Raw genomic sequence first — 23446 nt, forward strand, 5'->3', positions numbered from 1 at the left:
ATGAATGAACACGGCGTGGTTTCCGTCTCTGAAAGTCGCGGTAAACGGCGCGCGCTTGAGCTGCGTGGTCGATGTGGCGTTGGCATTGGCGCCGGGCGGTTTCTTGTTTACCTTGCGCTTGGCCGAGGAAGCCAATGTATTTCTGGGCCGCGAATTATGGTTTACGTTGGACAGCCAGGAATTGGACAGCGTCGATCCGGCCCGGCAGGCCGAATTCAAATTGTGGAAAATCGCCCGGGTCGACTCGCATCTTAACGGCCTGCGTATTTTTTGGGTGGGTGATTCCAGGCAGGAATCCCTGTTGCCGGATTATATAGACAAGCAGTTTCTGCAGCGCTATGAAGCGCTTGCCGAAACCTTGGACAACGAAACCGGAGAAGCGTGGTTACTTTCGGATTCCGAACGCTCCAGTTTGGATACGCTGGCCCTGGCGGGTGCCTTGATGCCTTATCGTCCGGTCATCTTCAGTTGCGACAGCCAATGTTCCAATCTTATGGATTACATCGGCAAGCACATGAAACTTTATCCGGCCCCGAACCAAGGCAGTCAATTCGCGCGCAGTCAGTTGCAGCATTTGTTTTTTCGAAATGGCATCAGCGAATTGCTTTGGAACGGGCTGAAGCTGAACGTGATACACCTGGTCGCCCCGTTCGCGATGGTCATGCCGGCCATCGAACCCAACAAACAATATTATTGGCAGGATGCCGGCGACTGGGAAGCGGAGCGTCCCATCGATGCTTGGGAAGCGGCTTACGCTCATTGGTATACCGTGGATGCGCGCGTGTCATGAAAACCGCATTAACGCCTTTTCGACTGCATACCAACGAACGCGATCTGGTCATGACGACGGTCATGGGCGAAGTGTCGCATCCCAGCGACAAAGCCTCGCCTTATCGGATCGGCCAGGACGGCGTACCGCGGGTTTTGCCGGGCACCGGCGGTATCGTCATCAATCACCGGGTGGGCGACCCTTGCATCGGTCTGGTAGGCGACCACATCGAGCCCGGCGCGTCGATAAAAAATTACCGGCCTGCGCCGGGAAAACTGAAAGACGCGTTCAATCTGGCCTTGAACACCTATGCCTGCATAGGCAACCAAGCGCTTGTGGTGTCGGGCCCGTGCAAAGGCGCCAAAGGCGTGGTGACCGGCAAGCACGGCGGCGTCGATCACGTGATGGTGGATTTTCCGGCGTCCGTGTTAAAACGGCTGTGCATAGGCGACAGAATTCAAATATACGCCTGCGGCACCGGCCTAAAAATCAGCAAGTTTCCGGAGCTCGAACTGTTCAACTGCGCCCCTCGCCTGCTTAGAAATTGGGGCGTTTGGCCGGATCGCGGCGTGCTGAGGATACCGGTTACCCACTGTTTGCCCGCCCGGGTGATGGGCTCGGGGCTAGGCCGAAGCACCGTGCAACGGGGCGATTACGATATCCAATTGTTCGATCGCGAATTCATGCGTCAATTTCGTCTGGATACGCTGCGTTTCGGCGATTTGATTGCGATTCTGCATGCCGACACCCGCTTCGGCCGCTCCTTCCATAGAGGCTATACGACTTTCGGCGTCGTCGTGCACGGCGACAGCACCGTCAGCGGACACGGCCCCGGCGTGGTCAGTCTGATTTGCGGGCCGGCCGAGCTGATGCGGCCGGTGAGGGATGCCAAGGCCAATCTTGCCGAAGTGTTAAGGATAAAGCCGGCGCGGCAATCGCCCGGAAGATTGACCTTGATAGAAACCCAAGCCAAGTCGTTATCCCGCTGTCCAACCTGCAAGGCGGTCAAGGTACCCGCAAAAGATAGGCGCAAAGCGGAGGTTCGATCCGGAATGTCGCGGTAACGGCAGGCTTAACACTGATGAGGTTATTTTATGAAACGAAATAGCGAACACTCTGATGATGACGATGATATTTTGAATGAATTGGACCGCTTTGTGATCGAAGCGATCGATACCTTGATAGCCACATCCAAGCAAGTCAAAACGGTTCGCCAGCGCCAACGCAAGGAACGGCAAGAAAAGCCCAACGAACTGATTTCGGCCAAGGTCACCCCTTTGAAACCTCGCCCACCGGCAACGTCCGACACCGGGCGCGGCACGGCCGGAAAAGCGGCTGTCGCCAAGAAAGCGTCGTTCGATGCGGACGATGACGCGGCATTCGACGCGGATGACTTAAGCGGCATGAGCTCGCGCCAGCGGGAGCGGGCCGACGCCTTCGCTTCTTGGCTGATGCAGCAAGACAATTACCCTATCATTCTGCAACATATTGAGGAATTGTTGGCGCCGTTTGACGACGATCTCGATTGGCATGATGACAATGGTTTCGAAGACGCCGAGACGGAAGATCCGGCGCAAGTATCGGCACCATCCAAACCCGAGGCGAGCGGCGATGAGGATGCCGGCGATCGCAAAAAATGAAATGGATCACAATAGCGCTGCTTTCGATTATGCGGTGATCGGCCCGCATGACAACCGTGTGCATACTTTCGACACGCGGCGTTATCCGTTTAATACGGTTTGCCATTTGCTCAGGGATTTTGGAGACGGCCGTTGGCTAGGCGCCAGCGGCGTATTGATCGCGCCTAATACGGTGTTGACGGCCGCCCATTGTTTATATAAACACCTATTGCGGCGCGGCCCCCGGGCAATGTATGCGGTACCGGGACGTAGCGACCGCGATACCGAGCCGTTCGGCAGATTAAAAGCCAGCCGGTTTTACGTGCCGCAGGATTATATCGAGTCAAAGGGATTACTCAGACGGCGCTACGATTACGGCGTGGTGATGTTCGATCGCGCCGGAATCCGCTTCAAACAATTCATGCCCACCCGGGCCGTCTCCACCGCTCAATGGCGACGGTTGTTTTCTAAAAATTTATTGACGATTTGCGGATACCCCGGCGATAAACCGGTCGGTAGCCAATGGCACCACCAGGAATTTCTTAAGAAAGTCACAGCGACGCGCTTGTTTTACTCGGTCGACACCTGCCCTGGACACAGCGGCAGCCCGATTTGGACCGTGTTAAACGGAGAGCCCGTCTTGGTGGGAATTCACACAACCGGAGTAACCGATGAGCAAGGCCGACCCTACGGCTGCCGCAAGGGCACGATCTTGGCGCCGCCGGACTCGCTAAACAGCGGGGTACGGTTTAGTCCTCGGGTATTAGGACATATAAAGGACGCCGTAAAGGATCGCGGAACGTACATGAAGCGGTTTTATTTGAGTTGATACATGCAGGCTGCCGTTTTTTAAGCTAATTTTAATCCGAATTAGCCGCCGTCGTCCGTTGACCTGATTGCTTAAAGCTTGTTTAATCCTGAAAACCGAGGGTTTGGGTGATATGACATGAATAAACTGTCTCAGCCAGTCGGAATTCCCGCCGCTCCACCCAATTATGAGGTGCTGGCGAAAATTTATGACTCCGCCGTAGCGTTACCCGTATTTCCATTGTTGTGCGGCGCATTTGTTCATATGCTGGACCGCCATCGGATCGTTTATGATTCGATCGCCGATTTAGGCTGCGGTACGGGCAACTTTCTCCGCTATGTTTCGCGCAAGGGCAAAACGGCGGTCGGCGTGGACAATTCCTCGGCCATGCTCGATATCGCCAGAAAAAAAATCAAGAAGCTGCCGATCCGGTTTTTTCAACAGGATTTGCGTGAACTACAATTACCCATTTCGGTCGATTTTATTTCCTGTCAGTTCGATACCCTGAATTATTTTCTTAAGCAAGAAGATTTGATCGAGGTACTGACCAGATGTCATCAAGCTTTGAATCCGAACGGCCATCTGCTTTTTGACTTTATCACCGGTAGCGGCGCTTTGCCGATCGATCAAAACAGGAAAATTCGCTATGGTCCTTTTATGAGTTATTGGTCGACTCATACGGACCCCCAAAAAAATTTGAGCCGTGTCAAACTCACTGTAACGGAGGCGGACAATCGCGATCAGCGCATTTCGGAAATGCATGTGCAGCGATGGTACCCTCTGAAAGTTGTCCTGCGTTTGCTGACTCAAACCGGTTTCACGACGCAGGATTGTTTTGATCTGGAACGACTTAAACCCGCCAACGAACACAGCTATTGGGTTCAGGTCCTGGCTAGAAAAAATAATTAGTATCTAACAAGGAGGCACGATGGCTTATGAAAGTAGCTACAGAGCAAGCAAACTCGGAAACACAGAACGAACCGCTAGCGTGCTTCAACCTAAACGGCAAAGACTGCGTTATTACGGAAAAACAAGAACCGGACGGAAACTCCCGTTATCGACAAGAATATTCTTGCCTGGGTGAATTCGAACTCGACGATACGGTTTACCAAATCCGGACAAAAAAACATCTGAATTCGGAGCACCTGTCGGAAGCGGTAGAAACCATCGATCTGAATCTGGCTTTTTGTTTGACCGAAAGAGAATTGCAAATTGCAGTTCTGGTCGCCAAAGGGCTTCTAAATAAACAGATTGCCGATAAACTTTCGTTGAGCGTTTACACGGTATCAACCCATTTAAGGCGCATTTTCACCAAGTTTGGCGTACACAACAGAACGGCTTTGGCTGCAAAAATCAAAGGCCAATAGCGCGCCGATTTTTGCAGCGCTGCACACTGTGCAGTTTGCCGTTGGCCAATGCTTTTATGCGTACTCGCCGAAACGGACCTCGAGGGGATATTTAATTGGAGACCTATGGTATCGATAGGTCAACCCGTCCGCCGTTTATAGGGATCTTGCCGATAATAGAGCCGCAATTGCCGGTAGATGTCTGAAAAATGTTGATACAAGATTTCGGGCGCGCAGAAGAAGTATTCGCTGAATACGGCGAAAAACTCGGCAGGACTGGTGGCGGCATAGGCATCCACCAAGCTATGGCGATGATGCTGAAGCGTATTATTCAGGCCCGTATAGGCCGCACTGAATGCATAGGTCCAGTCCGGTATGGGCATACGGAAATGCAGCGGCGGCATGCCATTGCTGCTGCCGTCCAGCATGTCCAGTTTGTGGGCAATTTCATGAATAATGACATTATGACCTCGATGGCCGTACAGTCTATCGTTTTCAATGTCGCCCCAGGACAACACGACCGGACCTCTAGACCAAGCTTCGCCGCTCAACAGTCGTTCACGGTGATGGACAATGCCGTCTGCATCGGTTTCGTCCCGCTCGGTAAAAAACGCAGCAGGATATACGATGATCTCCATCCAGCCGGACAATAAGCCCAAGCCCAAATGCAACACCGGCAGGCAAGCCTGTGCCGCGATTGCGACTCGCATCGCCTCGGTAATGTCTATCCCTATGCCGATGATGATTTTTTGATGTAGAAATAACGTGCTCAATTCTCGCAAATGGGCTTTCTCGACCGCAGTCAGACCGTCAAGCACCCGTAATTCTTCGATCGCCGTCTGCCATGCGTCGTGCTTGACCGCATAGCGATGCAGAATGTAGCGGGTTCGCAGGCGTTTGAAAAAATTCATCCGGAACCGGCCTGTGTCGTCAACGACCGTAGCTCGTGGTGCGGCCGCTGCGTCCTTAGCAACGGGTTAAACCCCGCAAGCGGCGCACGACTAACACAAGAAGCGCTAAGCCTAAACAGGGCACCCATATCCAAACCAATTCGGACCGCATCACTTCTATGCCCCTTTGCGACAAAAAGCGCGCAATGCCAAGCGGCGCGACTTCGATCGGATGCCACGGCATGAAAAATCGCTCGGGCGAGATGGGCCATAAAAAGGCGATGCCGAGTCCTCCGTTAGTAAACGCGTCCAGTACGCCGTGCGAAGCCGTTGAAATAAACAAAAACCAGAACGCCCGCTTCGATGCAGTCCGTAACGGCCGTGCAAGGCAAGCGCCGATAACGGCAAGCAACAAAGCAAATGCAAGCGAATGACTAACCCCCCTGTGCCCCCATTCCGCCGCATAAGGAATACCGAGACGGAAGGCCGCCACATCGAAGTCCGGCACTATGGAAGCGACTACGCCGGCGATTAACAAGCGCTTCGGGACGGCTTTACGCCCTAATCCCAAGCGCAAGGCCAGCGGGACGGCCGGATGGGTCAGTATGGTAGGCAATGCTCAGTCCGATAAATAGTATTCGACAGTCGAGACCACCCGGACCTTCTTGATATGCGGATTGTTTTTATCCCTATCTTCGATGCTGAATTGGCCTTGCGAGGCTGTTTTTATTTTTCCCAAAGTACTATTGGAGTCGGAAGCGAATTTGCCGGCCACCTCTCTGGCGTTGCGCGTCGCTTCTTCTATCATTTCCGGTTTGACGCTATTCAGGCGGGTGAATAGATATTCGGTTTTGGCTTGGTAATCTTCGCCGCTGAATGCGATGCCGTTCTTGCCCAATTCCGATAAGGAATTCATAGCCTCGCGAATCAAGTTGATGTTTTTCGAATACACGGTAACGGTTTGAACGGCCGTATAGCGAAATTCGGCTCTTTCCGTATCGCCGAATTGTCGGGCCAACTTGTCGGTAATCGCGGGAATCGATACCGTGATTTCCGCCTGATCTATCCCTTTGGACTTCAGAAAATCCTTTATTTCTTTAGTATTCTTTTCGATATTGCTGTACAAATCGCCCAAATCATTGCTGGCGGCGGTGAATAGTATGGGCCAAATCACGATGTCGGCGTCGTATTCGCGTTCGGACAGTCCTTTGACGGTCACGCTACGCTCGTATTCTTTGACTTTAACGACGGCACCGCTGAGTAAATACCCCACAGATAACAGGCCCAAAAAAATAAACAGGCCGAGCAAAAACGCACTTGTGTTGTTCTCGGTTCGCACTTAGCCCTCCTCCGGGATATGATATTTCGACGGTTTACTTCCGACTGGCTATTTTAAGGCACGGTGTCCAAGCGACGAGTCTTATCATTAGAACCGCAAAATTAAATACGCCGGAGAGTCCTCCGATCAAGCAACATGATAATCCCGATCCGGCTAAATGCGAACGCTATTCGCTCGGCTATCGCGCCAAACACCGAAAGTTCCGGAATCGGACCAACCGGCTGCCGTAAGCCTTTGGTCACTTGCTTGACTTCATCATTCAGTCAAAAACGGTACATTCCAAGAGATATTTTCTCTTTTAAGTTATCCTATCGTCAGAATTTTCTGAGGTGGGGCTTTTTTGAATGGGATAATTTTGATTAAATGTAAACATCCATCTGCTGGATTATTTAGCTTCTGAGATTTGACACATTGAACGCTATCCTGAAAAACAAATTCTTCCTATTATCTTTAGCTTGTTTGCTATCTCACAGCCTACCGGCGTCGGCTCGTTATGCCGCCATTGTAATAGACGCCGATAGCGGTCGCGTGATTCACGAGGTCGAAGCCACACACCGCTGGTATCCGGCTTCGCTAACCAAAGTCATGACCATATACATGACCTTCGCTGCATTGGAAGCCGGCCGCCTGCACCTGAATGACACGCTGACCGTTTCAGGCCATGCGGCCAAACAGCCGAGCTCCAAACTCGGCCTCGGAAGAGGCCAAACAATTAGCGTCGAAAAAGCCATCATGGCCGTCACAACTCGTTCCGCCAACGACGCCGCGGTGGTTTTAGCCGAGCAACTCGGCGGCACCGAGCCGAATTTTGCGGTCATGATGACCCAAAAAGCCCAAAGCATGGGCATGTTCAGCACCTCGTTCAACAACGCCAGCGGTTTGCCGGACGAAAATCAGATCAGCAGCGCAAGAGACCTGGCCTTGCTGTCAGCCAGGTTGATCCGCGATTTTCCGCAGTATTATCATTATTTCTCAGCCAAGGAATTTGCATACAAAGGCCGGGTACTACCTAGTACCAACAAAATTTTAAAGAGCTACCCCGACGCGGACGGCTTAAAAACCGGCTTTACCTGCGGCTCCGGCTACAATTTAATTGCATCGGCTAAACGAGACGGCCGGCGTCTGATCGGCGTACTGTTGGGCGCGCATAGCAGTGCCGAACGTTTCAAACAAATGGGCAATTTGCTCGATTTAGGCTTTGAAAAATCCCATGCCGGTCTTTTAGGCTCGCAAATCGAACAAATCAATGCTATCAGCCTGGAGCCGCCTCCATTCCAATTGTCATCCAATCGCTGCGCCGGCAGTGCCGAACAGATGGGTGCCGACAGCGCATCAAACAAGGCGGAACCGATACGTATAAAACCGAGCAAATCCGGCAAAATTGTGCAAAAAAACCCGACTACTGCAAAGTCCGGACATGCTAAAAAAAGCTCTGCGTCCGACTGGGCGGTGATGTTGAACGACCGCACTCGAAAAACCGACGCGGACGTCGATTTGAATAGGGCTCGTCGCACGCTCGGGGTGTCGGCTAAGAAGGGACAAGCTCAGATTGTCAGAGTAAAGAAGAAAGGCAGACAATTTTGGCGTACGGAATGGTTAGGACTGGACGCAAATCAGGCCCGTTCTTTTTGTAAAAAGCTCAGGGCTAATGGATTCAAGTGCGCCTTATTGCCGGGAAACGTCTGATATTAAAAAGGCCATGCTGATTCTAAGTCCGTCAGTAATGCGGCGGCCTCTCGTCAATCACAGTCGGATTTCTATCGCTTAGCGCTAAGCTCTTGATTTTTTCGTGCAACACCTTACAAGTTTCTTCTAACTTGCCGAGCTGTTTTTGTTGATCCGCAACCACACGATTCAACGCTTGAATCAAATCCTCCTGATAAGCTTGTTTTATTTCCAGTTCGATAATGCGTTCTTCACTCATACTTTATTTATTTTCAAATAATAGGCTCCTATTATTCTAATTGAATTCACCCGGTAAAATCGGGAGTCGTTTACACGGTACAGACAAACTCGGCTATGATAGCCGTAACCATCAACCACAGCGAGGATGCGACGATGACAACAGTAACAGATCCGGTCATAGGCCGTTGGTACAAAGACTTTGAAAACAATCTGATCTTCAAAGTTGTAGCCATAGACAATAAAGACGAAACCATAGAGGTGCAATACGCTAACGGCGACTTGGGCGAGTACGATAACGAAGCTTGGTACGCTTCAACTTTTGACTATATAGAAGATCCGGAAGATTGGAGTGCGCCGTTCGACGACCTCGAAAGCGATGATTTAGGTTACAGCGATCCCGATCGGCATGCTCGACCGGATCAAGAAGATTTAGATATCAGCAATTTTTTGGATTGAACAACTCTTTATGAGAATGACCCCGCAACAATTTCTGGACTGGGAGTCCAAGAGCATTACTTTACTGGCCATGTCGGGTGCCGGCAAAACCACCTTGTCAAGCAAACTGCCGCGAGACAAATGGTTTCATTATTCGGGCGATTACCGCATAGGTACAAAATATTTGGAAGAGCCCATCCTCGACAATATCAAACAACAAGCGATGGGCGTGCCGTTTCTTAGAGACTTGTTGAAGTCGGATTCGATCTATATTTGCAGCAATATCACCGTCGAAAATTTAGCGCCGGTTTCAAGTTTTTTAGGCAAAATCGGCGATCCCGACAAGGGCGGCCTGACTTTGTTGGAATTCAAGCGTCGGCAAGCCTTGCATCGGCACGCAGAGATCGCCGCGATGAACGATGTTCCCGAGTTTATCCATAAGGCCGAAGTCATTTACGGCTATAAACATTTCATCAACGATGCCGGCGGTAGCGTTTGCGAGCTGGACTGCCCGGAGGTGTTGGAAACGCTAGCCCAGCACACCTTGATGATTTACATCAAAATTCCGCCGGCATTAGAGCAAACCATTATCGATAGAGCCAAAAAGGAACCCAAGCCACTGTACTATCGGCCTGAATTTGTCGATGAGAAATTAACCCGCTTCATGGATCTGCACGGCTATCGGTCCACCGATCAAATCAACCCCGACGACTTCGTTAGCTGGGTGTTTCCGGAACTGTTTAAGGCTAGAGTGCCTCGCTATGAAGCAATAGCCGAGCAATACGGTTATACCGTGGATGCCGACGAAGTAGCCAAAATTCAGAGCGAAGACGATTTCATCCAATTGATCGCACGCGCCATAGCACGCCATGACAATTAAATATCTACCGCCATGCCACTAGTCGCGCACACTAATCTACCGACGTTTCAGCGTCTACACGACGAAGGCGAGGAAATTCTGACGCCCGATCGAGCTAGCCATCAATCGATTCGCGAATTGCATATCGGCCTGCTAAACATCATGCCCGATGCCGCATTGGAAGCGACCGAACGCCAATTCTTCAGATTGGTCGGCGCTTGCAATCAGATTGCCCAGTTCCATGTGCATCCTTTTACGATAGCCGGCCTTGAGAGAAGCCCCGCCGCGCTGGAACATATCGGTAAATATTACGAGAGCTTCGAACAAATCAAGCATGACGGGCTGGATGCATTGATCATCAGCGGCGCCAATGTGACGCACGACCACTTGCAGGATGAATCGTTCTGGCAACCATTGACCGAAGTTTTCGAGTGGGCCAAACAAAATGTGACCTCGATATTATGTTCCTGCTTGGCCACCCATGCCTTAATTCAACACTGTTATGGTATCGAACGCACGCGTTTGCCGGCCAAACGCTGGGGCGTATTTTCTCACAAGGTAACAGACAGAAATCATCCGCTTATCGCCGAAATCAATACCCGCTTTGATGTACCGCACTCCCGCTTCAACGAAGTATTTCAAAGCGACATGGAAAAATGCGGGTTAAGGGTTTTAGTGGCCAGTGAAGAAGCCGGCGTACATCTTGCCGTTAGCTCGGACGGATTTCGCATCGTGTTTTTCCAAGGCCACCCCGAATATGACGACATCAGTTTGTTGAAGGAATATAAGCGCGAAGTCTTGCGCTATTACAGTGGAGAATGCGAAGACTATCCGCCTTATCCCGAACACTATTTTAACGAGGAAGTCCAACGCCTATTGGCCTCTTATGCCGAACACGTCAAATCGGCCAAAACAAGCGGGCGGCCTTTGCAAGCAATGCCGGAAGCTGAAATCGTCAAATACCTGGACATCACCTGGCGCGATTCGGCCAAGGCCGTATTCAACAACTGGTTGGGCAAGGTATATCAAATCACTAACGAGGACAGGCGCCTACCTTTCATGGAAGGCATCGATCCCGACAACCCGTTGAATTCATGAGCATTCATGCCGAATTTCTGCAAGCCGCTATCGATTTGGCTTGTGAAAACGTTACCAATGGCGGCGGACCGTTCGGAGCGATTTTAGTTAAAGATAAACATGTTATCGCCAGTAGCGGCAATCGGGTGACACCGAACCTGGATCCGACCGCCCACGCGGAGATCATCGCAATACGCGAAGCTTGCCGGCGACTAGAAGATTTTCGACTGCCCGGTTGCACTCTTTACGCGAGTTGCGAACCCTGTCCGATGTGTCTCGGCGCCATATATTGGGCCCGCTTGAAAAATGTTTATTATGCGGGCAACCGTTCCGATGCAGCGGCAGCCGGTTTCGATGACAGCTTCATCTACGAAGAAATTCCCAAACGTCCGGCTCAACGAGCAATCGCAATGTATTCTCTTGAAATACCTAATGCCGACTCACCTTTTCTGGCTTGGAATGCATCGGAAACCAAAATCCGCTATTGATTCTGTCCGGACTCCGCTTGACCGGATGCAGCAGACGCTTCAGACTTATCCCCGCTAGGTTTTTCCTGCCCCCCCGGCTTGTTATTATCGGCGATTTTAATCAACCAGCCGTCTTGTCCAACGCAGTCCCCTTCGGTCGATTTTGCTTCTATATGGATCCGTGCGAATCCCTCTGTGAGCTCTGCGGGCAATTTGGCTGTGACATAATAAAAGGTGTGTTTATCGAAAACCTCAACCTTCATCGGAATTTTTTTTGCAGTCGCCGCGACGTGTTCGGGATCGGCGTATCGGTTTATGTGAAAAGAAATTTCTGTTTCCGGCGCAACTTCCGATTTGTTTTCCGGCGCAAAATCCCTGAATTTAGGCTTTATACATTTTTTTTCGGTCTCTTCAGCGGGCGTTACGGCTAATACGCCATGTGTAAAAATCAGGGTTGTCAGTAGCAAAGCACTTTTCCAAGCGTTGGATGATTTCATAATGAACCTCTTGATTATTATTCTATTTATTACGCGGTCATCGAACTCTAATCAGTTTTGACCTACAATTCAACGCAGAAACCGTAAGGTTTTATCAAAAACCGCTTGGCTACTTAAAGCGGACTGCTGCGACTAAAACAAGGCATTCAAACGATTGCTGACTGATTCGGATTATTGGTCTAAACACATATGCCCACGGTCAACCGGTCAAAAAGCTGTTAATTGCGAAACCGCCGCCGAAACTGAATAAAAAATAAAACAGCGACATTACCAGTCCCGCCAACCTATTAATCCGTAACATCTTCCTAAAAATAGCCGCGATCATTCCCCATACCCAGAGCAAAGCCAAACCCAAAGTACCGTAACTCCACCAATCTTCGACAACGGTGGCCCAGAACATAATCGGTATCAGAAAAATGGCGACAATGTTTTCACAAAACAACACGGAAGAAGCTGCCTGTATGTAGGCGGACATGGTCCGATTAAGCCACAACGTCGCCGCGATAAAACCGAGATTCAACAAAGTTTCGATAATCACCTCTGTAATCGATTCAATATCATCCGTCATGTTAAAGTGGATGAAACTGAAGATTAAGAAGTTGAAAACCAGATTATTGTTAAAGAAGCGAGTTGAACTGGGTAACTCTAGCGGTGACGCCGCAAACCAGCACAAGCCCAAATACTGTCCGATAATGCCCATGACAGTTATACTTCAAGAGTTCAATATTCTTCACTGGTTTGTGCATTATACGGCGCGTGGAAATCCGGAAACTGCGTGCGACTAAACTGGTCGTTGAGCGCCTGCACCAGGTCTTTGGTTTGCTCCAACAGGTTATTGATTTTTTTGCGGTTTTTTTTGTTTCTTCCAACGGGCTGCGTAATCGGAAGCAACATACGCCAAAAATTCAGACTTTTTTCGAATAAGCCGGCTAAGTCTTCGCTCAAATTTAATTGTTTCTGCCGCTTATGAAGTTGCTTAATAATGAATTTGGCATGAACACGGCTTACGATGATATGCAGGGGGGTCAGTAACGCGGCTAAAACCAATATAATCGCCGGACCGATAATAGGATCAAAAAACAGATCCAAAATCCCGACCGCAATTTCGGCAAATAAAATCAGCATGATGATAAAGCTAAGGATAATCAACGTCGTGGCATTGCAACGTTCCTTCCAAGTGGCGATCGCCGTTTCCACCTCATCCATGATAACGTCATCGATCGCTCGTATGCTGCTTTCCAGCGACTCCAGCACGCGATAAGAGCGATCGCTGCTTAAGTTATTGACCCTCTGTTCGATCTGATTTAGGTCGCCGTTTTGCGACAGCACTACGAATTGGCCGGTAAAAATACCAAAATCGTTCAAACGTCTTTGCCAGGATGCGATTATTTCGTGAACTTTGTTTGCGTCCAAGTTAAGCTCGGAATGATCGACTACATATAAAAATTTGTTGGTATCCTGGTATTTGACGACAGACGCTATCGTCTCTTTGCTCAATTCCGGGTCTGAATCAAATAAGTCGGTAAACACCAAAACCAAATCGGAAATGGCAATGACGTGTTGCCGAAGTAGAGAGTTAACAGCGGTTTCCGCAGACGGATTCAATACGGGCGTATCAATAATCAGCTTATTTTTGAGCTTGTTACTATTTACGGTAACTAATTCAAGATAGCTATTGACTTTACTCCCCTCGCCCGGACTGACTTGCTCAATTTCGCGGCTGATTTGATAAAAAGGCAGGCGATGATCGGCATCCAACGCCGTACCCGGCAAAGTCGCACTCGCCGCTTGCGGCGTATATTGCAGCACGGTGAACTTATGCCGTGTGCTATGCAAATGGCTATCCAGAAAACGATCGACAAATTCCGACTTGGCAGGTGAATAGCCGCCCAGAGTACTAATCAACGGCCACCACGAACACTTGCGCGCAGTGGTTTCATCGTTTTCAAGCAAACCGATTTCGAATTCCAGCTCATCCAATTCCTGAAACACTTTGACCGCTTTTTGCAAAACAGGATCCGTCGAAGCAAATTGTTTTTCTATATTGATCAGATGTCTGCTTACCGTTTTATCTGCCATGAGATTTGAACCCTACCGTAAAAAAATTTGGTACCGGAATAGGGAGTATACACCGATGCGTTCGGCAGATAAAAATTCTAGTCGCGTACAGCGTTTATTCCTGGATATCAAGCTCCTTCAATTTACGGGTCAAGGTATTTCGGCCGTAACCAAGCAATAAAGCGGCCTCGTGCTTTCTGCCATGCGTGTGTCTCAAAGCTGTTTGAATCAGCAAGGTTTCTACACTTGCAATCGCTTGTTTCGCAATGTCGTGTTTACCGGTTACCAGTTGATGTTTGATCCAATTTTGTAAGGAATTTTCCCAATCGTTATCGGATTCCTCACAACAAACATCACTGTGGCCCTGGCTCAACTCAGGCGGCAAATCTTCGATATGAATTTCGCGTCCCGATGCCATTACGGTAAGCCAGCGGCAAATATTTTCCAGTTGCCTGACATTGCCGGGCCATTTTAAGTTGCTCAAAAACGCTTCGGTTTCCGGTTTCAAGCTCTTGACTTCGGTACCTAATTCCTTGGCACTCTGGTACAGAAAATGCCGCATCAACAGTCCGATGTCTTCCCTACGTTCCCGCAAAGGCGGAATATGAATGCGGATGACGTTCAAGCGGTGAAACAAATCCTCGCGAAAGCGGCCTTGTTCCACTAAGGCCTCTAAATTCTGGTGAGTGGCGGCGATGATTCTAACATTCACCCGGACCGGTGAATGAGCGCCCACGGGATAAAACTCGTTATCCGCCAGAACCCGGAGCAAGCGGGTTTGCAATTCGGCCGGCATATCGCCGATTTCATCCAAGAAAAGCGTTCCGTGATTAGCTTGCTCGAAGCGCCCTACACGACGGGCCTGAGCGCCGGTAAACGCACCTTTTTCATGACCGAATAATTCGGATTCCATCAAATCTCTCGGAATAGCCGCCATATTCAATGCCACAAACGGCTGATCGGCGCGGGGACTGTGCCTATGCAAGGCTTTCGCGACCAATTCCTTGCCGGTGCCGGATTCGCCATTAATCAATACCGTGATATGCGAACGCGCCAATCGGCCTATAGCACGAAAAACTTCCTGCATGGCGGGCGCTTCGCCAATGATTTCCGGGGCGGTTTCGGCGTCGTCGATAGGTGTCTGCAAGCCATTTTGCTGTTTGCTATGCAGGCACGCCCGCTGAACGGTATCGACCACATCGCCTATATCAAACGGCTTGGGCAAATATTCAAAGGCGCCGCCGTGAAATGCCGACACCGCACTTTCCAAGTCGGAGTGCGCAGTCATAATGATGACCGGCAATGACGGATAATCCTGCTGAATTTTTTTCAGCAATTCAAAACCGTCTATGCCCGGCATCCGAATATCGGTAATCAGAACGTGAGGAAGATCATGCTTTAATTCTTTCAGCATTTCGGACGCATTGGCAAAACAACGTGTTTCAATGCTCGCTTTTTGCAGGGCTCTTTCCAGTACCCAGCGTATCGATTTGTCATCATCGACGACCCAAACTTTATCGGGCATTAGCATGGGCATCTCCAAAATCTAAACGATTGAATTTCATAATTAATAATTCGGCAAAATCTTGTCGAGATTGCTTTCGATAGGAATAGGCAAATAAATTGAAAACACCGTGTGGCCCGGCTCGCTTTCGCATTCGATCAAACCATTGTGCTGGTTGATCAAAGATTGAGCGATCGACAAGCCCAAACCGGTTCCTTCGGGACGCCCCGTAATCATCGGGTAAAAGATCTGCCCCATCAGGCCCGGTTGTATTCCGGGGCCGTTATCAATAATGTCGATTTTTACCGCCAGCTTGTAACGTTTTCGGCCTATAGTCATATGGCGCTGAATCCGCGTTTTAAGAATAATCTTTCCGGAAGATTGCAAGGCCTGTATCGCATTGCGCACTATGTTCAGAAAGGCTTGAATCAACTGATTTTTATCGGCAAACAGCTCCGGGATGCTCGGGTCGTAATCGGTTTTAAGCTTGATGTTCGGCCCGGTTTCCACCGCCACCAACTGCCTAACGCGTTCCAAAACCTCATGTATATTCAGTAAATTCTTATGCGCCGGTTTATTGGGGCCCAGCATTTTATCCATCAGCTCTTGCAGGCGATCCGATTCGGCAATGATAATCTGCGTGTATTCCTTCAATTCCGGGTCGCGTAGTTCCAAATCCAATAATTGGGCGGCTCCGCGTAAACCTCCCAAGGGATTCTTGATCTCGTGGGCCAGGCCGCGCACTAACATCCGGCTTGTATTCTGTTGCGCTAAAAGTTGCTCCTCCTTGGTAATGCGTAGATGCCTATCGACCTGCTGCAGTTCAATCAAAATCTCGGCCAACTCACCGTCTTCCAAGATAGGGGTCGCACTTAAGTTCACCGTTATCGATCTATTCAGGCTTTCCAGTATCAGCTCTCTGTCAACTAAAGGTTCGTGTTGATTCAATCGTTGTAATAAATCAGAGAAAAAACTGTTGTGGGAAAACTTGAACAGTTTCTTTGCGTGATTACCAAGCAAATGTTTTGCACTATCGGCCAGCAACATTTCCCCGGCGGGATTGATGTAGATTAAACGAAATTCCTTATTGAAAAGCAGAACCGCTTCGTTAAGGTGATCGAGTATTCTTTTATACACGTTTTCATAAATTGTAAGGAAGGCTAATCAAAATGTAGCAATTTAGATACCAACTCAAAAAAGCTTAAAAGTTGGTTGGATAAGCCACTCCGGACACAGGAAGCACTAATATGGTGCATATATACTTCGATATGCCGCGTTTTAGCCGGCTCAGTCGTCCCCCGAACGGCACAATTTCTCGGCGCGCTCGCTGTATGCTTCGATATTACCGTCCATAAAAACCCGCCAGCGATAACGCAATTCCATACCCTTGTTGATTAGCACTGCGCGCTCGATATCGTAATAGCCTTCATCCTCGAATGTGCGCCAACCCAAGTCGCGCTGAGAACGGCGCCTAACCGAAGCATCTAAAACTTGGCCGACCGTTTTTTCGTCTTTGCACGGCAGCGCTTTGACTTGCTGTTCCGCCAGCCGCATATCGAGAGCAATCGCTCTCGGCGAAAAGCTTGCCAATAACGCAATGTTCACGATCAGTGTAAGATATTTAGCGTGAAAATATAAAGAAGATAGGCGCATAGAAAACTCTTTGATAGTTGAAGGTTTTAAAACTCTTAATCGCAAGTTTTACAAGTTGTAACCCTGCTCATTATGAAGAGTAATATCCAGCCCTTCCGTCTCGTCACTAGCGCCGACTCGAAGCCCCAGGGTCATATCGAGTATTTTCAAAACCAAGTAACTGATCCCACCGCTCCAAATGGCCACCACCAGTATTGCGATCAATTGAGCGGTGAATTGCCCGACGAAACCGTTATCGGCAATCGTGCCGATACCGCCCAACTGTTCGCTAGCAAATACCGCTGTCAACAAGGAGCCAACCATCCCGCCAACGCCGTGAATGGCGAATACATCCAAGGTGTCGTCGATTGCAAAACGCCGTTTAATCCAGTGTAAGGTGAAAAAACACAACGAGCCGGCCAGCAAACCGATGACTAAACCGCCCAAAGGTGCAACAAATCCGGCCGACGGCGCGATCATACCCAAACCGGCGACCATGCCGGTAATTAGACCTAAGCCACTCGGCTTACCAAAGCGGATCCATTCAAGCGTCATCCAGGCCAATGATCCGGCGGCGGCGCTCATGTGCGTGGCAAGCATTGCGATACCGGCCGCACCGTTTGCCATCAACGCGCTACCGGCACTAAAGCCGTGCCAACCGACCCAAAGAATGCCGGCACCGGTCGCCGTCATCGTCAAATTATGCGGAGGCATAGGAACCCGCGGAAATCCGCGGCGTGCGCCCAACATAACCGCGCCGATCAAAGCAGCAACACCGCCGGATACGTGTACGACGATGCCGCCCGCAAAATCCATCACGCCCATGTCGGACAACCAACCGCCGCCCCACAACCAATGGCAGACAGGCACATAAATTAACAACTCCCAAAACGCAACAAACCAGAGCAAGGCGGAAAATTTCATGCGCTCGGCAACCCCGCCGACGATCAAAGCGGGTGCGAAAATCGCAAAAGTTAGGTGATACATGCAAAACACGGTTTCCGGCAAATTATCCTTAATACTGTCGGCATCAAGGGTACTGAGCGACAACTTGGAAAAACCGCCCAACAAAGCCTGCCAACTACCGCCGTCACTCAGAGCGAGGCTATAGCCCCCCAACAACCAAAGCACCGAAACCAGCGAGGTAATCGCAAAACATTGCATCAACACCGATAAAACGTTTTTGGTCCGGACCAAGCCTCCGTAAAACAAGGCCAAACCGGGTACCGTCATAAACAACACGAGGCCGGAAGCGGTCAATATCCAGGCAGTATCGGCGGAATTGATTTCTTCCGCGTAGGCTAAGTGCGGCCATAACACAAAACTGAGACAGGCTGCGCATGTCATGATGACGCGATATTTCGGCATTTTTCCTCCGGCAAATGGCGTTGGCTCCAAAATGGGGCATTTCGCGAGATAATGCCCCATTTTGGTTCAATTGGCAATCAACACTATAGCGATTCGCCACCCAAAGCCCCAGGTACTGGTAGGATACAACGATGAGCATTTCCCGTTTCGGTGTCGCATTTTTTACATTTGGTTTGCTGACATTCGCTTCATCAGCCATAGCGAAATCACAACCATGGCAATACGGCCTGGCCGTCGACTTATCCTATGCCAATGCGTTTCAAAGCGACGATCCAATGCTGTGGCGCAGCAAAGTCACTACGCAACGCCTGAATCAGTTTGCGCCCAATATGGGTATGTTTTATCTGAGAAAACCGGCTGAAGAAAATTCGCGATGGGGAATCGAACTCGGCGCCCAGGCCGGATACGATACTGACGGACAAGTCCCCGCAGAACAACGTTTACCGGGATATAGCATATTGCGTTATGTTTCCAGGGCAAACGTCTCGTATCTGACTAAAATCGGCAATGGCCTGACAATCAAAGCCGGACTTATGCCAAGCTTTATCGGATTCGAATCCCTATTCGCCAAAGACAACCCCAACTACACCCGTTCATGGATAGCCGATTACTCCCCCTATAACCTGATAGGTGTAGGCGCACAATATCCCGTTAATGATCGCTTATCGTTAAGTTTTCATATTGTCAGCGATTTTGATTACTTAGCTTACACAAACGACAAGCCCAAATATGGATCTCAAATCAGTTGGGAAATCGATCCGAATTGGAAATTGACGCAAAACATATTCGCGGGTCCTGAACAAAACAACACGGATACGCGGTTCTGGCGCTATTTTTCCGACACCCAATTACAGTGGTCTGACGGCGATCTCATGCTCGCACTTGCCTATGACGTCGGCACCGAAAAACTCGACCACGCCGATATGCGCCAAACTTTTTGGCTGGGCTCCGCGCTTTTCAGTCGTTGGCATATTGAGGGACCATGGAGTCTGGCGATAAGGCCGGAAATTTATTGGGACAAAGATGGGCAGATGACCGGCAGCCAACAACTGATCAAAGGGGTTACGGCTACCGCTGAATACAAGACTTCCCTGGCACTGAGCGCAATGATTTTGCGGGTAGAATATCGGTTCGATCGGTCGACCGGACCGCAAGGCGGTTTTTTCAGAACCGGCAACGGCAACGAGCTTATTCGTGACCAGCATCTGCTGTTTCTTTCGTTTTTGCTGACGCTGGACTCACCATGACAAGTGCCGATTAATCCAACAACCGGAAATGAAAAACCCGTTTAGTATGCTTGCCTTTAAAGGAATTGAAAACCGCCGCCTCCTACGGAAGACGGAAATTTTTACGGTCCGCGGCGGCGTTTAAACGCATTGACAGAAAAACTATTTGCCCTTGCCGTAGTAATCAAACTCTTCGGATTTTTTGAGCTTGAATTTGGGTTCGGCGTCGATCTCGACATCGCCCAATTTTTCTCTGGTGGCCTTGGGCTGGGCTTTCACCGCTTCAATGAAATCTTTAAACCACTGCGCCTGTTTAACATTGTCCATGTCCACATCTTCCAATATGGTTGCAATATCCGGCAAACTGCCGAAATCTTTAGCCTGTTCCAGGGCTTTCCGACACGCCGGCTCGTCGCCGCGTAGCGCATAAATACAGGCTAAATTGTAAGCAGCGCTACCCTTCTGGATAGTTCCGGCCTTCTCGAAAAAATCTTCGGCAAAACCATACAAACCGGGCCGGCTCTCGGCCGGGCTGATACGAGCCAACTCCATAAACGCCACCCCGCCGTCGATCGCCGCTCCCAAATACTGAGGGTTGGTCAACAGACAAAACGAAAACTTGGAAATGGCATCCTCATAAACCTCGGTCGCTTCGGCTCCTTGCTCGGCGCGGGCTTGATGCAACAAGCCGAATCCCCAATGGTACAAGGCTTCGGAAAACATTAAGTTACCGGCAATCACACTGGCAAAACCTTGATAGGCACTTTTATAAAGCTGTTCGGCTTTTCCGGGTTCGCTTTTCCGGGCTTGCGCCACCTGTTTGATCGCAGCATCCAAAGTTGAACGCTTTTTATATGAGCTCAAAAGTGACATGAATAGCTCCTCTCTCGTCTTTGTCGATACGGGTTGCGATAAAATAGCCGGGAAGTCTACAGCATACACACTATAACCGGAACCAAAAAATGACAGGCACCATTAACGAACTGGGAAAAGCCAAAGTTAATTTGGAAACATCACAAATCTCTTGGACGGAGTTGCAACGTTTTTTCGCGGCGGGCTTAGTCATCGCTGTCGACGATAAACTTGATCTGGTCGAAGTGGCCTATCAATTTTCGGTCGACAATAAAACCTTAGTTGAAAACTGGCTAAAAATCGGGCAGATCGGACCGGTCTCAGATCGTCAAGCGCAAGATTGGTACGACCGCAACGCAAATGTTTGGGCCGTTGTGGTTAAGCCCTGGATATTGGTGCAGCACGTAAGGCAGCCGACTTAAGCTAATCAATCATTGAAATATTTGCGTACGATCCAATAATCGGCGCTGACAAAGCGGCCGCCTCCCATAAAAAACAATACTAGCAACATCAAAAAATAAGTTGCGGCAAATTCGATACCGTTGTTCAACACTACGAAGTCGCCGTTTTCCGTCAACCATTGATAGTTTCCTTGCGATTGCAGAATTTGCTTGGCTTGTTCTAAACGCTCAATCGCCCCAATGGTTCTTTCCGTGGCAAAAATACCGCTACCGCTTGCAATGGCCAACCAACCGTTGCTCCAATGCGTTGTAAAAGCCGCGACCGCCATGATGACCATCAAGGGCAGCGAAATCAAACGGGTCGCGAAGCCGAGCAACAAAAACAGAGCGCCTAATGTCTCAAACAGAGCCACAAAAAACACCAGTAGATAAGGTACGGGCAAACCCAAGCCCCATTCGCTATTGCCGAACCACTCGGCCGAGTCGGAAAAATTTGCAAACTTCTTGGTACCGGCCATCCAAAACACCGGAGCTAAATACAATCGCAGCAACAGCGGCGCTATAAAATCCAAATACCTAGCCTGATCGAACGTATGCCTGACGAATCTCACCATATCCGGCGTTTTTTCAACCGCCGCGCCCCAAAAAGCCGAAAACATCTTATTATTCATATGTCCCCCCTCATGTTTGCCGTTTAAGAATGAACATCACAATAGGTTCCTTATTTGCCGATATACCCCGGCAACTACCTTTAGAATTATGCCAAACCTTGCTGGAGAATCCCACCTGCCGGATCGAGCGCATTCTATCGAAAGGACAAGTTAGCCCCGAGCAAGGATGGTATGATCAAGAACAAACCGAATGGGTATTGTTGCTGCAAGGCCAAGCCAAGCTCAGCTTTGCCGACGCCGAGCCGGTTGAATTGAAAGCCGGTGATTATTTGCTGTTACCGGCGCATTGTAGGCATCGAGTGGATTGGACATCCCGCGACCCTGTTTGCATTTGGCTGGCGATTCATATTTTCTAGCGTCCACGCGAGCGCCGGCGATTTAACGGTTTATTCGCATTTTCCGGTTTGCCGGCCACGCAAGATGGGGTTCTCGGCTTGTTGACTCGTCGAGCGGATTGCTTCTGTTTGCCATCTTGCGGCTTTGCGACTGATTGGTGCTTCATCTGCGGTTTGGCTTTAGGCGCTTTAGCATCTAAGTCGACTCTTTCGTAACCGGTATCGGCCACGCGTGGAATTTGTCGTTTCAACAACTTTTCGATAGCGGCCAGAGCATCGGCTTCGTCCGGGTCAACCAGCGAAATGGCTTCGCCGTCGGCGCCCGCCCTGCCGGTACGTCCGATACGATGAATATAATCTTCCGCCACTCGCGGCAAATCGAAATTGACGACGTGCGGCAATTGGTCAATGTCCAAGCCTCTCGCAGCCACGTCGGTGGCAACCAACGCAGTGATTTCACCGGATTTGAACTGGTCCAAGGCTCGGGTACGCGCTGCTTGACTTTTATCGCCATGCAAAGCTGCGCAACGAATGCCGTCTTTGATGAATTGTTTACATAAACGGTCGGCGCCGTGTTTGGTTCGCACGAACACCAACACCTGTCGCCAACGCCCATCCCCAATCAAATAGGACAGAAGCTCGCGCTTATTTTCTCGCTTGACCGGGTAAACCCATTGCGAAACCGTGTCTGCAGCGGAATTTTTTCCTGCGACGGCGATTTCGACGGGCTCGCTCAGAATCCGTTCAGCCAAGGCACTCACCTCCGCCGCATAAGTCGCCGAAAAGAACAAGTTTTGGCGCCGGACTGGCAATAACGCAATGATTTTATTAATATCGCGGAAAAAACCCATGTCTAACATGCGATCGGCTTCGTCTAACACAAAATACTGCACGCGCGACAGCTCCAAGTGTCCTTGCTGAACCAAGTCCAATAGGCGCCCGGGCGTCGCCACGACAATATCGGCACCGCGCTGCATTTTCTGAATTTGCGGCTTGACGCTAACCCCGCCGAAAATCGCTTCGGCAAAATAGGGCAAATGTTTACCGTAAACTTTAACGCTTTCGCAGACTTGCATGGTCAATTCTCGTGTCGGCGTCAGGATCAACAGACGGACTGGCCGCGGCTTTTGCGGAATGGGCTGTTGCTGTAATAGACACAACAAAGGCAAAATGAAACTGGCGGATTTACCGGTACCCGTCTGCGCTCCCGCCAGAACATCACGGCCCTTTAATATAAACGGAATCGCTTGTTCCTGCACCGGCGTAGGCGTTTGGTAACCTTGCTCGGCAACCGCTTTTAACACTTGTTCCGACAATCCTAATTCTGAAAATAACATTGCTTATCTCAAAGATGGTTTTATTGTTAAAACGCTCTATACTTAGCCGAG

The 23446-nt window shown here is 49.8% G+C and carries 28 protein-coding genes; 14 read left to right on the forward strand and 14 right to left on the reverse strand.

What is annotated here, in order from left to right; genetic code table 11:
* Positions 1-4 precede the first annotated feature (4 nt).
* The 6 genes from ACW73I_RS13575 to ACW73I_RS13600 all read left to right on the forward strand — a co-directional run bounded on the left by ACW73I_RS13575 (position 5) and on the right by ACW73I_RS13600 (position 4563).
* Entirely contained in the window at positions 5-790 is a 786-nt protein-coding gene (locus tag ACW73I_RS13575; RefSeq protein WP_458029924.1) for a hypothetical protein, read from the forward strand.
* Positions 787-1833 (forward strand): DUF4438 domain-containing protein, encoded by a 1047-nt coding sequence (locus ACW73I_RS13580; protein ID WP_458029925.1) that lies wholly within the window; start codon positions 787-789, stop codon positions 1831-1833. Before ACW73I_RS13575 ends, ACW73I_RS13580 begins: the two co-directional genes overlap by 4 nt.
* A gap of 30 nt (positions 1834-1863) precedes the next feature.
* Entirely contained in the window at positions 1864-2409 is a 546-nt protein-coding gene (locus ACW73I_RS13585) for a hypothetical protein (protein WP_458029926.1), read from the forward strand.
* A 1-nt stretch (position 2410) separates the two neighbouring features.
* Positions 2411-3217: a trypsin-like serine peptidase gene (locus tag ACW73I_RS13590; protein WP_458029927.1), complete on the forward strand. Its 807-nt coding sequence runs from the start codon at positions 2411-2413 to the stop codon at positions 3215-3217.
* 117 nt (positions 3218-3334) lie between these two features.
* Positions 3335-4105: a class I SAM-dependent DNA methyltransferase gene (locus ACW73I_RS13595; RefSeq protein ID WP_458029928.1), complete on the forward strand. Its 771-nt coding sequence runs from the start codon at positions 3335-3337 to the stop codon at positions 4103-4105.
* A 26-nt stretch (positions 4106-4131) separates the two neighbouring features.
* Positions 4132-4563 carry a response regulator transcription factor gene (locus ACW73I_RS13600; protein ID WP_458029929.1) on the forward strand — a complete coding sequence of 144 codons (432 nt, stop codon included), beginning with the start codon at positions 4132-4134 and terminating at the stop codon, positions 4561-4563.
* A gap of 119 nt (positions 4564-4682) precedes the next feature.
* On the opposite strand, the gene ACW73I_RS13605 is transcribed toward ACW73I_RS13600, so the two are convergent.
* From ACW73I_RS13605 to ACW73I_RS13615, 3 genes are read right to left on the reverse strand one after another with little or no spacing between them, the layout of a single operon-like run.
* On the reverse strand, positions 4683-5453 hold the full coding sequence (locus ACW73I_RS13605; protein WP_458029930.1) for a M90 family metallopeptidase: 771 nt from the start codon (positions 5451-5453) through the stop codon (positions 4683-4685).
* Between the two features lie 55 nt (positions 5454-5508).
* Positions 5509-6048, reverse strand: a complete 540-nt coding sequence (locus ACW73I_RS13610; RefSeq protein WP_458029931.1) for a metal-dependent hydrolase — start codon at positions 6046-6048, stop codon at positions 5509-5511.
* Positions 6049-6051: 3 nt separating this feature from the next.
* Positions 6052-6771: an SIMPL domain-containing protein gene (locus ACW73I_RS13615; RefSeq protein ID WP_458029932.1), complete on the reverse strand. Its 720-nt coding sequence runs from the start codon at positions 6769-6771 to the stop codon at positions 6052-6054.
* A 411-nt stretch (positions 6772-7182) separates the two neighbouring features.
* Between ACW73I_RS13615 and ACW73I_RS13620 the strand changes: the two genes are divergently transcribed.
* A complete protein-coding gene (locus ACW73I_RS13620; protein WP_458029933.1) occupies positions 7183-8457 on the forward strand; it encodes a D-alanyl-D-alanine carboxypeptidase family protein in 1275 nt (424 codons plus the stop codon).
* Positions 8458-8488: 31 nt separating this feature from the next.
* Here ACW73I_RS13620 and ACW73I_RS13625 read toward each other — a convergent pair whose 3' ends face one another.
* On the reverse strand, positions 8489-8695 hold the full coding sequence (locus ACW73I_RS13625) for a SlyX family protein (protein WP_458029934.1): 207 nt from the start codon (positions 8693-8695) through the stop codon (positions 8489-8491).
* A 134-nt stretch (positions 8696-8829) separates the two neighbouring features.
* Here ACW73I_RS13625 and ACW73I_RS13630 point away from each other — a divergent pair, with 134 nt between their 5' ends.
* From ACW73I_RS13630 to ACW73I_RS13645, 4 genes are read left to right on the forward strand one after another with little or no spacing between them, the layout of a single operon-like run.
* Positions 8830-9132 carry a DUF6763 family protein gene (locus ACW73I_RS13630; protein ID WP_458029935.1) on the forward strand — a complete coding sequence of 101 codons (303 nt, stop codon included), beginning with the start codon at positions 8830-8832 and terminating at the stop codon, positions 9130-9132.
* A 10-nt stretch (positions 9133-9142) separates the two neighbouring features.
* Positions 9143-9991: an ATPase gene (locus tag ACW73I_RS13635; protein WP_458029936.1), complete on the forward strand. Its 849-nt coding sequence runs from the start codon at positions 9143-9145 to the stop codon at positions 9989-9991.
* Positions 9992-10003: 12 nt separating this feature from the next.
* On the forward strand, positions 10004-11068 hold the full coding sequence (gene metA / locus ACW73I_RS13640) for a homoserine O-succinyltransferase MetA (RefSeq protein ID WP_458029937.1): 1065 nt from the start codon (positions 10004-10006) through the stop codon (positions 11066-11068).
* Between the two features lie 2 nt (positions 11069-11070).
* Positions 11071-11535, forward strand: coding sequence for a nucleoside deaminase (locus tag ACW73I_RS13645; RefSeq protein WP_458029990.1), 465 nt, complete (start codon positions 11071-11073; stop codon positions 11533-11535).
* Here ACW73I_RS13645 and ACW73I_RS13650 read toward each other — a convergent pair.
* The 7 genes from ACW73I_RS13650 to ACW73I_RS13680 form a co-directional block, all read right to left on the reverse strand.
* Complete coding sequence (locus ACW73I_RS13650; protein WP_458029938.1) at positions 11529-12011, reverse strand: hypothetical protein; 483 nt, start codon at positions 12009-12011, stop codon at positions 11529-11531. The genes ACW73I_RS13645 and ACW73I_RS13650 overlap by 7 nt on opposite strands.
* 199 nt (positions 12012-12210) lie before the next feature.
* The gene (locus tag ACW73I_RS13655) at positions 12211-12711 is read right to left on the reverse strand and encodes a hypothetical protein (protein ID WP_458029939.1); all 501 of its coding nucleotides are present in this window, start codon (positions 12709-12711) and stop codon (positions 12211-12213) included.
* Between the two features lie 20 nt (positions 12712-12731).
* A complete protein-coding gene (locus ACW73I_RS13660) occupies positions 12732-14090 on the reverse strand; it encodes a hypothetical protein (RefSeq protein WP_458029940.1) in 1359 nt (452 codons plus the stop codon).
* 94 nt (positions 14091-14184) lie between these two features.
* The gene (ntrC, locus tag ACW73I_RS13665) at positions 14185-15600 is read right to left on the reverse strand and encodes a nitrogen regulation protein NR(I) (protein WP_458029941.1); all 1416 of its coding nucleotides are present in this window, start codon (positions 15598-15600) and stop codon (positions 14185-14187) included.
* 36 nt (positions 15601-15636) lie between these two features.
* Positions 15637-16710 carry a nitrogen regulation protein NR(II) gene (gene glnL, locus ACW73I_RS13670; protein WP_458029942.1) on the reverse strand — a complete coding sequence of 358 codons (1074 nt, stop codon included), beginning with the start codon at positions 16708-16710 and terminating at the stop codon, positions 15637-15639.
* Between the two features lie 150 nt (positions 16711-16860).
* Positions 16861-17226, reverse strand: coding sequence for a hypothetical protein (locus ACW73I_RS13675; protein ID WP_458029943.1), 366 nt, complete (start codon positions 17224-17226; stop codon positions 16861-16863).
* A gap of 48 nt (positions 17227-17274) precedes the next feature.
* Positions 17275-18573 (reverse strand): ammonium transporter, encoded by a 1299-nt coding sequence (locus ACW73I_RS13680; protein WP_458029944.1) that lies wholly within the window; start codon positions 18571-18573, stop codon positions 17275-17277.
* A 131-nt stretch (positions 18574-18704) separates the two neighbouring features.
* Between ACW73I_RS13680 and ACW73I_RS13685 the strand changes: the two genes are divergently transcribed.
* Positions 18705-19820: an outer membrane beta-barrel protein gene (locus ACW73I_RS13685; RefSeq protein ID WP_458029945.1), complete on the forward strand. Its 1116-nt coding sequence runs from the start codon at positions 18705-18707 to the stop codon at positions 19818-19820.
* A 141-nt stretch (positions 19821-19961) separates the two neighbouring features.
* Here ACW73I_RS13685 and ACW73I_RS13690 read toward each other — a convergent pair whose 3' ends face one another.
* Complete coding sequence (locus ACW73I_RS13690) at positions 19962-20672, reverse strand: TPR end-of-group domain-containing protein (protein WP_458029946.1); 711 nt, start codon at positions 20670-20672, stop codon at positions 19962-19964.
* Between the two features lie 89 nt (positions 20673-20761).
* On the opposite strand from ACW73I_RS13690, the gene ACW73I_RS13695 reads away from it, so the two are divergent.
* Positions 20762-21073, forward strand: coding sequence for a DUF2288 domain-containing protein (locus ACW73I_RS13695; RefSeq protein WP_458029947.1), 312 nt, complete (start codon positions 20762-20764; stop codon positions 21071-21073).
* Positions 21074-21078: 5 nt separating this feature from the next.
* Here the strand turns inward: ACW73I_RS13695 and ACW73I_RS13700 are convergent, their stop codons facing one another.
* On the reverse strand, positions 21079-21723 hold the full coding sequence (locus tag ACW73I_RS13700; protein ID WP_458029948.1) for an HvfX family Cu-binding RiPP maturation protein: 645 nt from the start codon (positions 21721-21723) through the stop codon (positions 21079-21081).
* A 29-nt stretch (positions 21724-21752) separates the two neighbouring features.
* Here ACW73I_RS13700 and ACW73I_RS13705 point away from each other — a divergent pair, with 29 nt between their 5' ends.
* Positions 21753-22079, forward strand: coding sequence for a cupin domain-containing protein (locus ACW73I_RS13705; protein WP_458029949.1), 327 nt, complete (start codon positions 21753-21755; stop codon positions 22077-22079).
* On the opposite strand, the gene ACW73I_RS13710 is transcribed toward ACW73I_RS13705, so the two are convergent.
* On the reverse strand, positions 22076-23395 hold the full coding sequence (locus tag ACW73I_RS13710; RefSeq protein ID WP_458029950.1) for a DEAD/DEAH box helicase: 1320 nt from the start codon (positions 23393-23395) through the stop codon (positions 22076-22078). The genes ACW73I_RS13705 and ACW73I_RS13710 overlap by 4 nt on opposite strands.
* Positions 23396-23446: the final 51 nt, after the last annotated feature.

Source organism: Methylomonas sp. MgM2 (assembly GCF_054172045.1).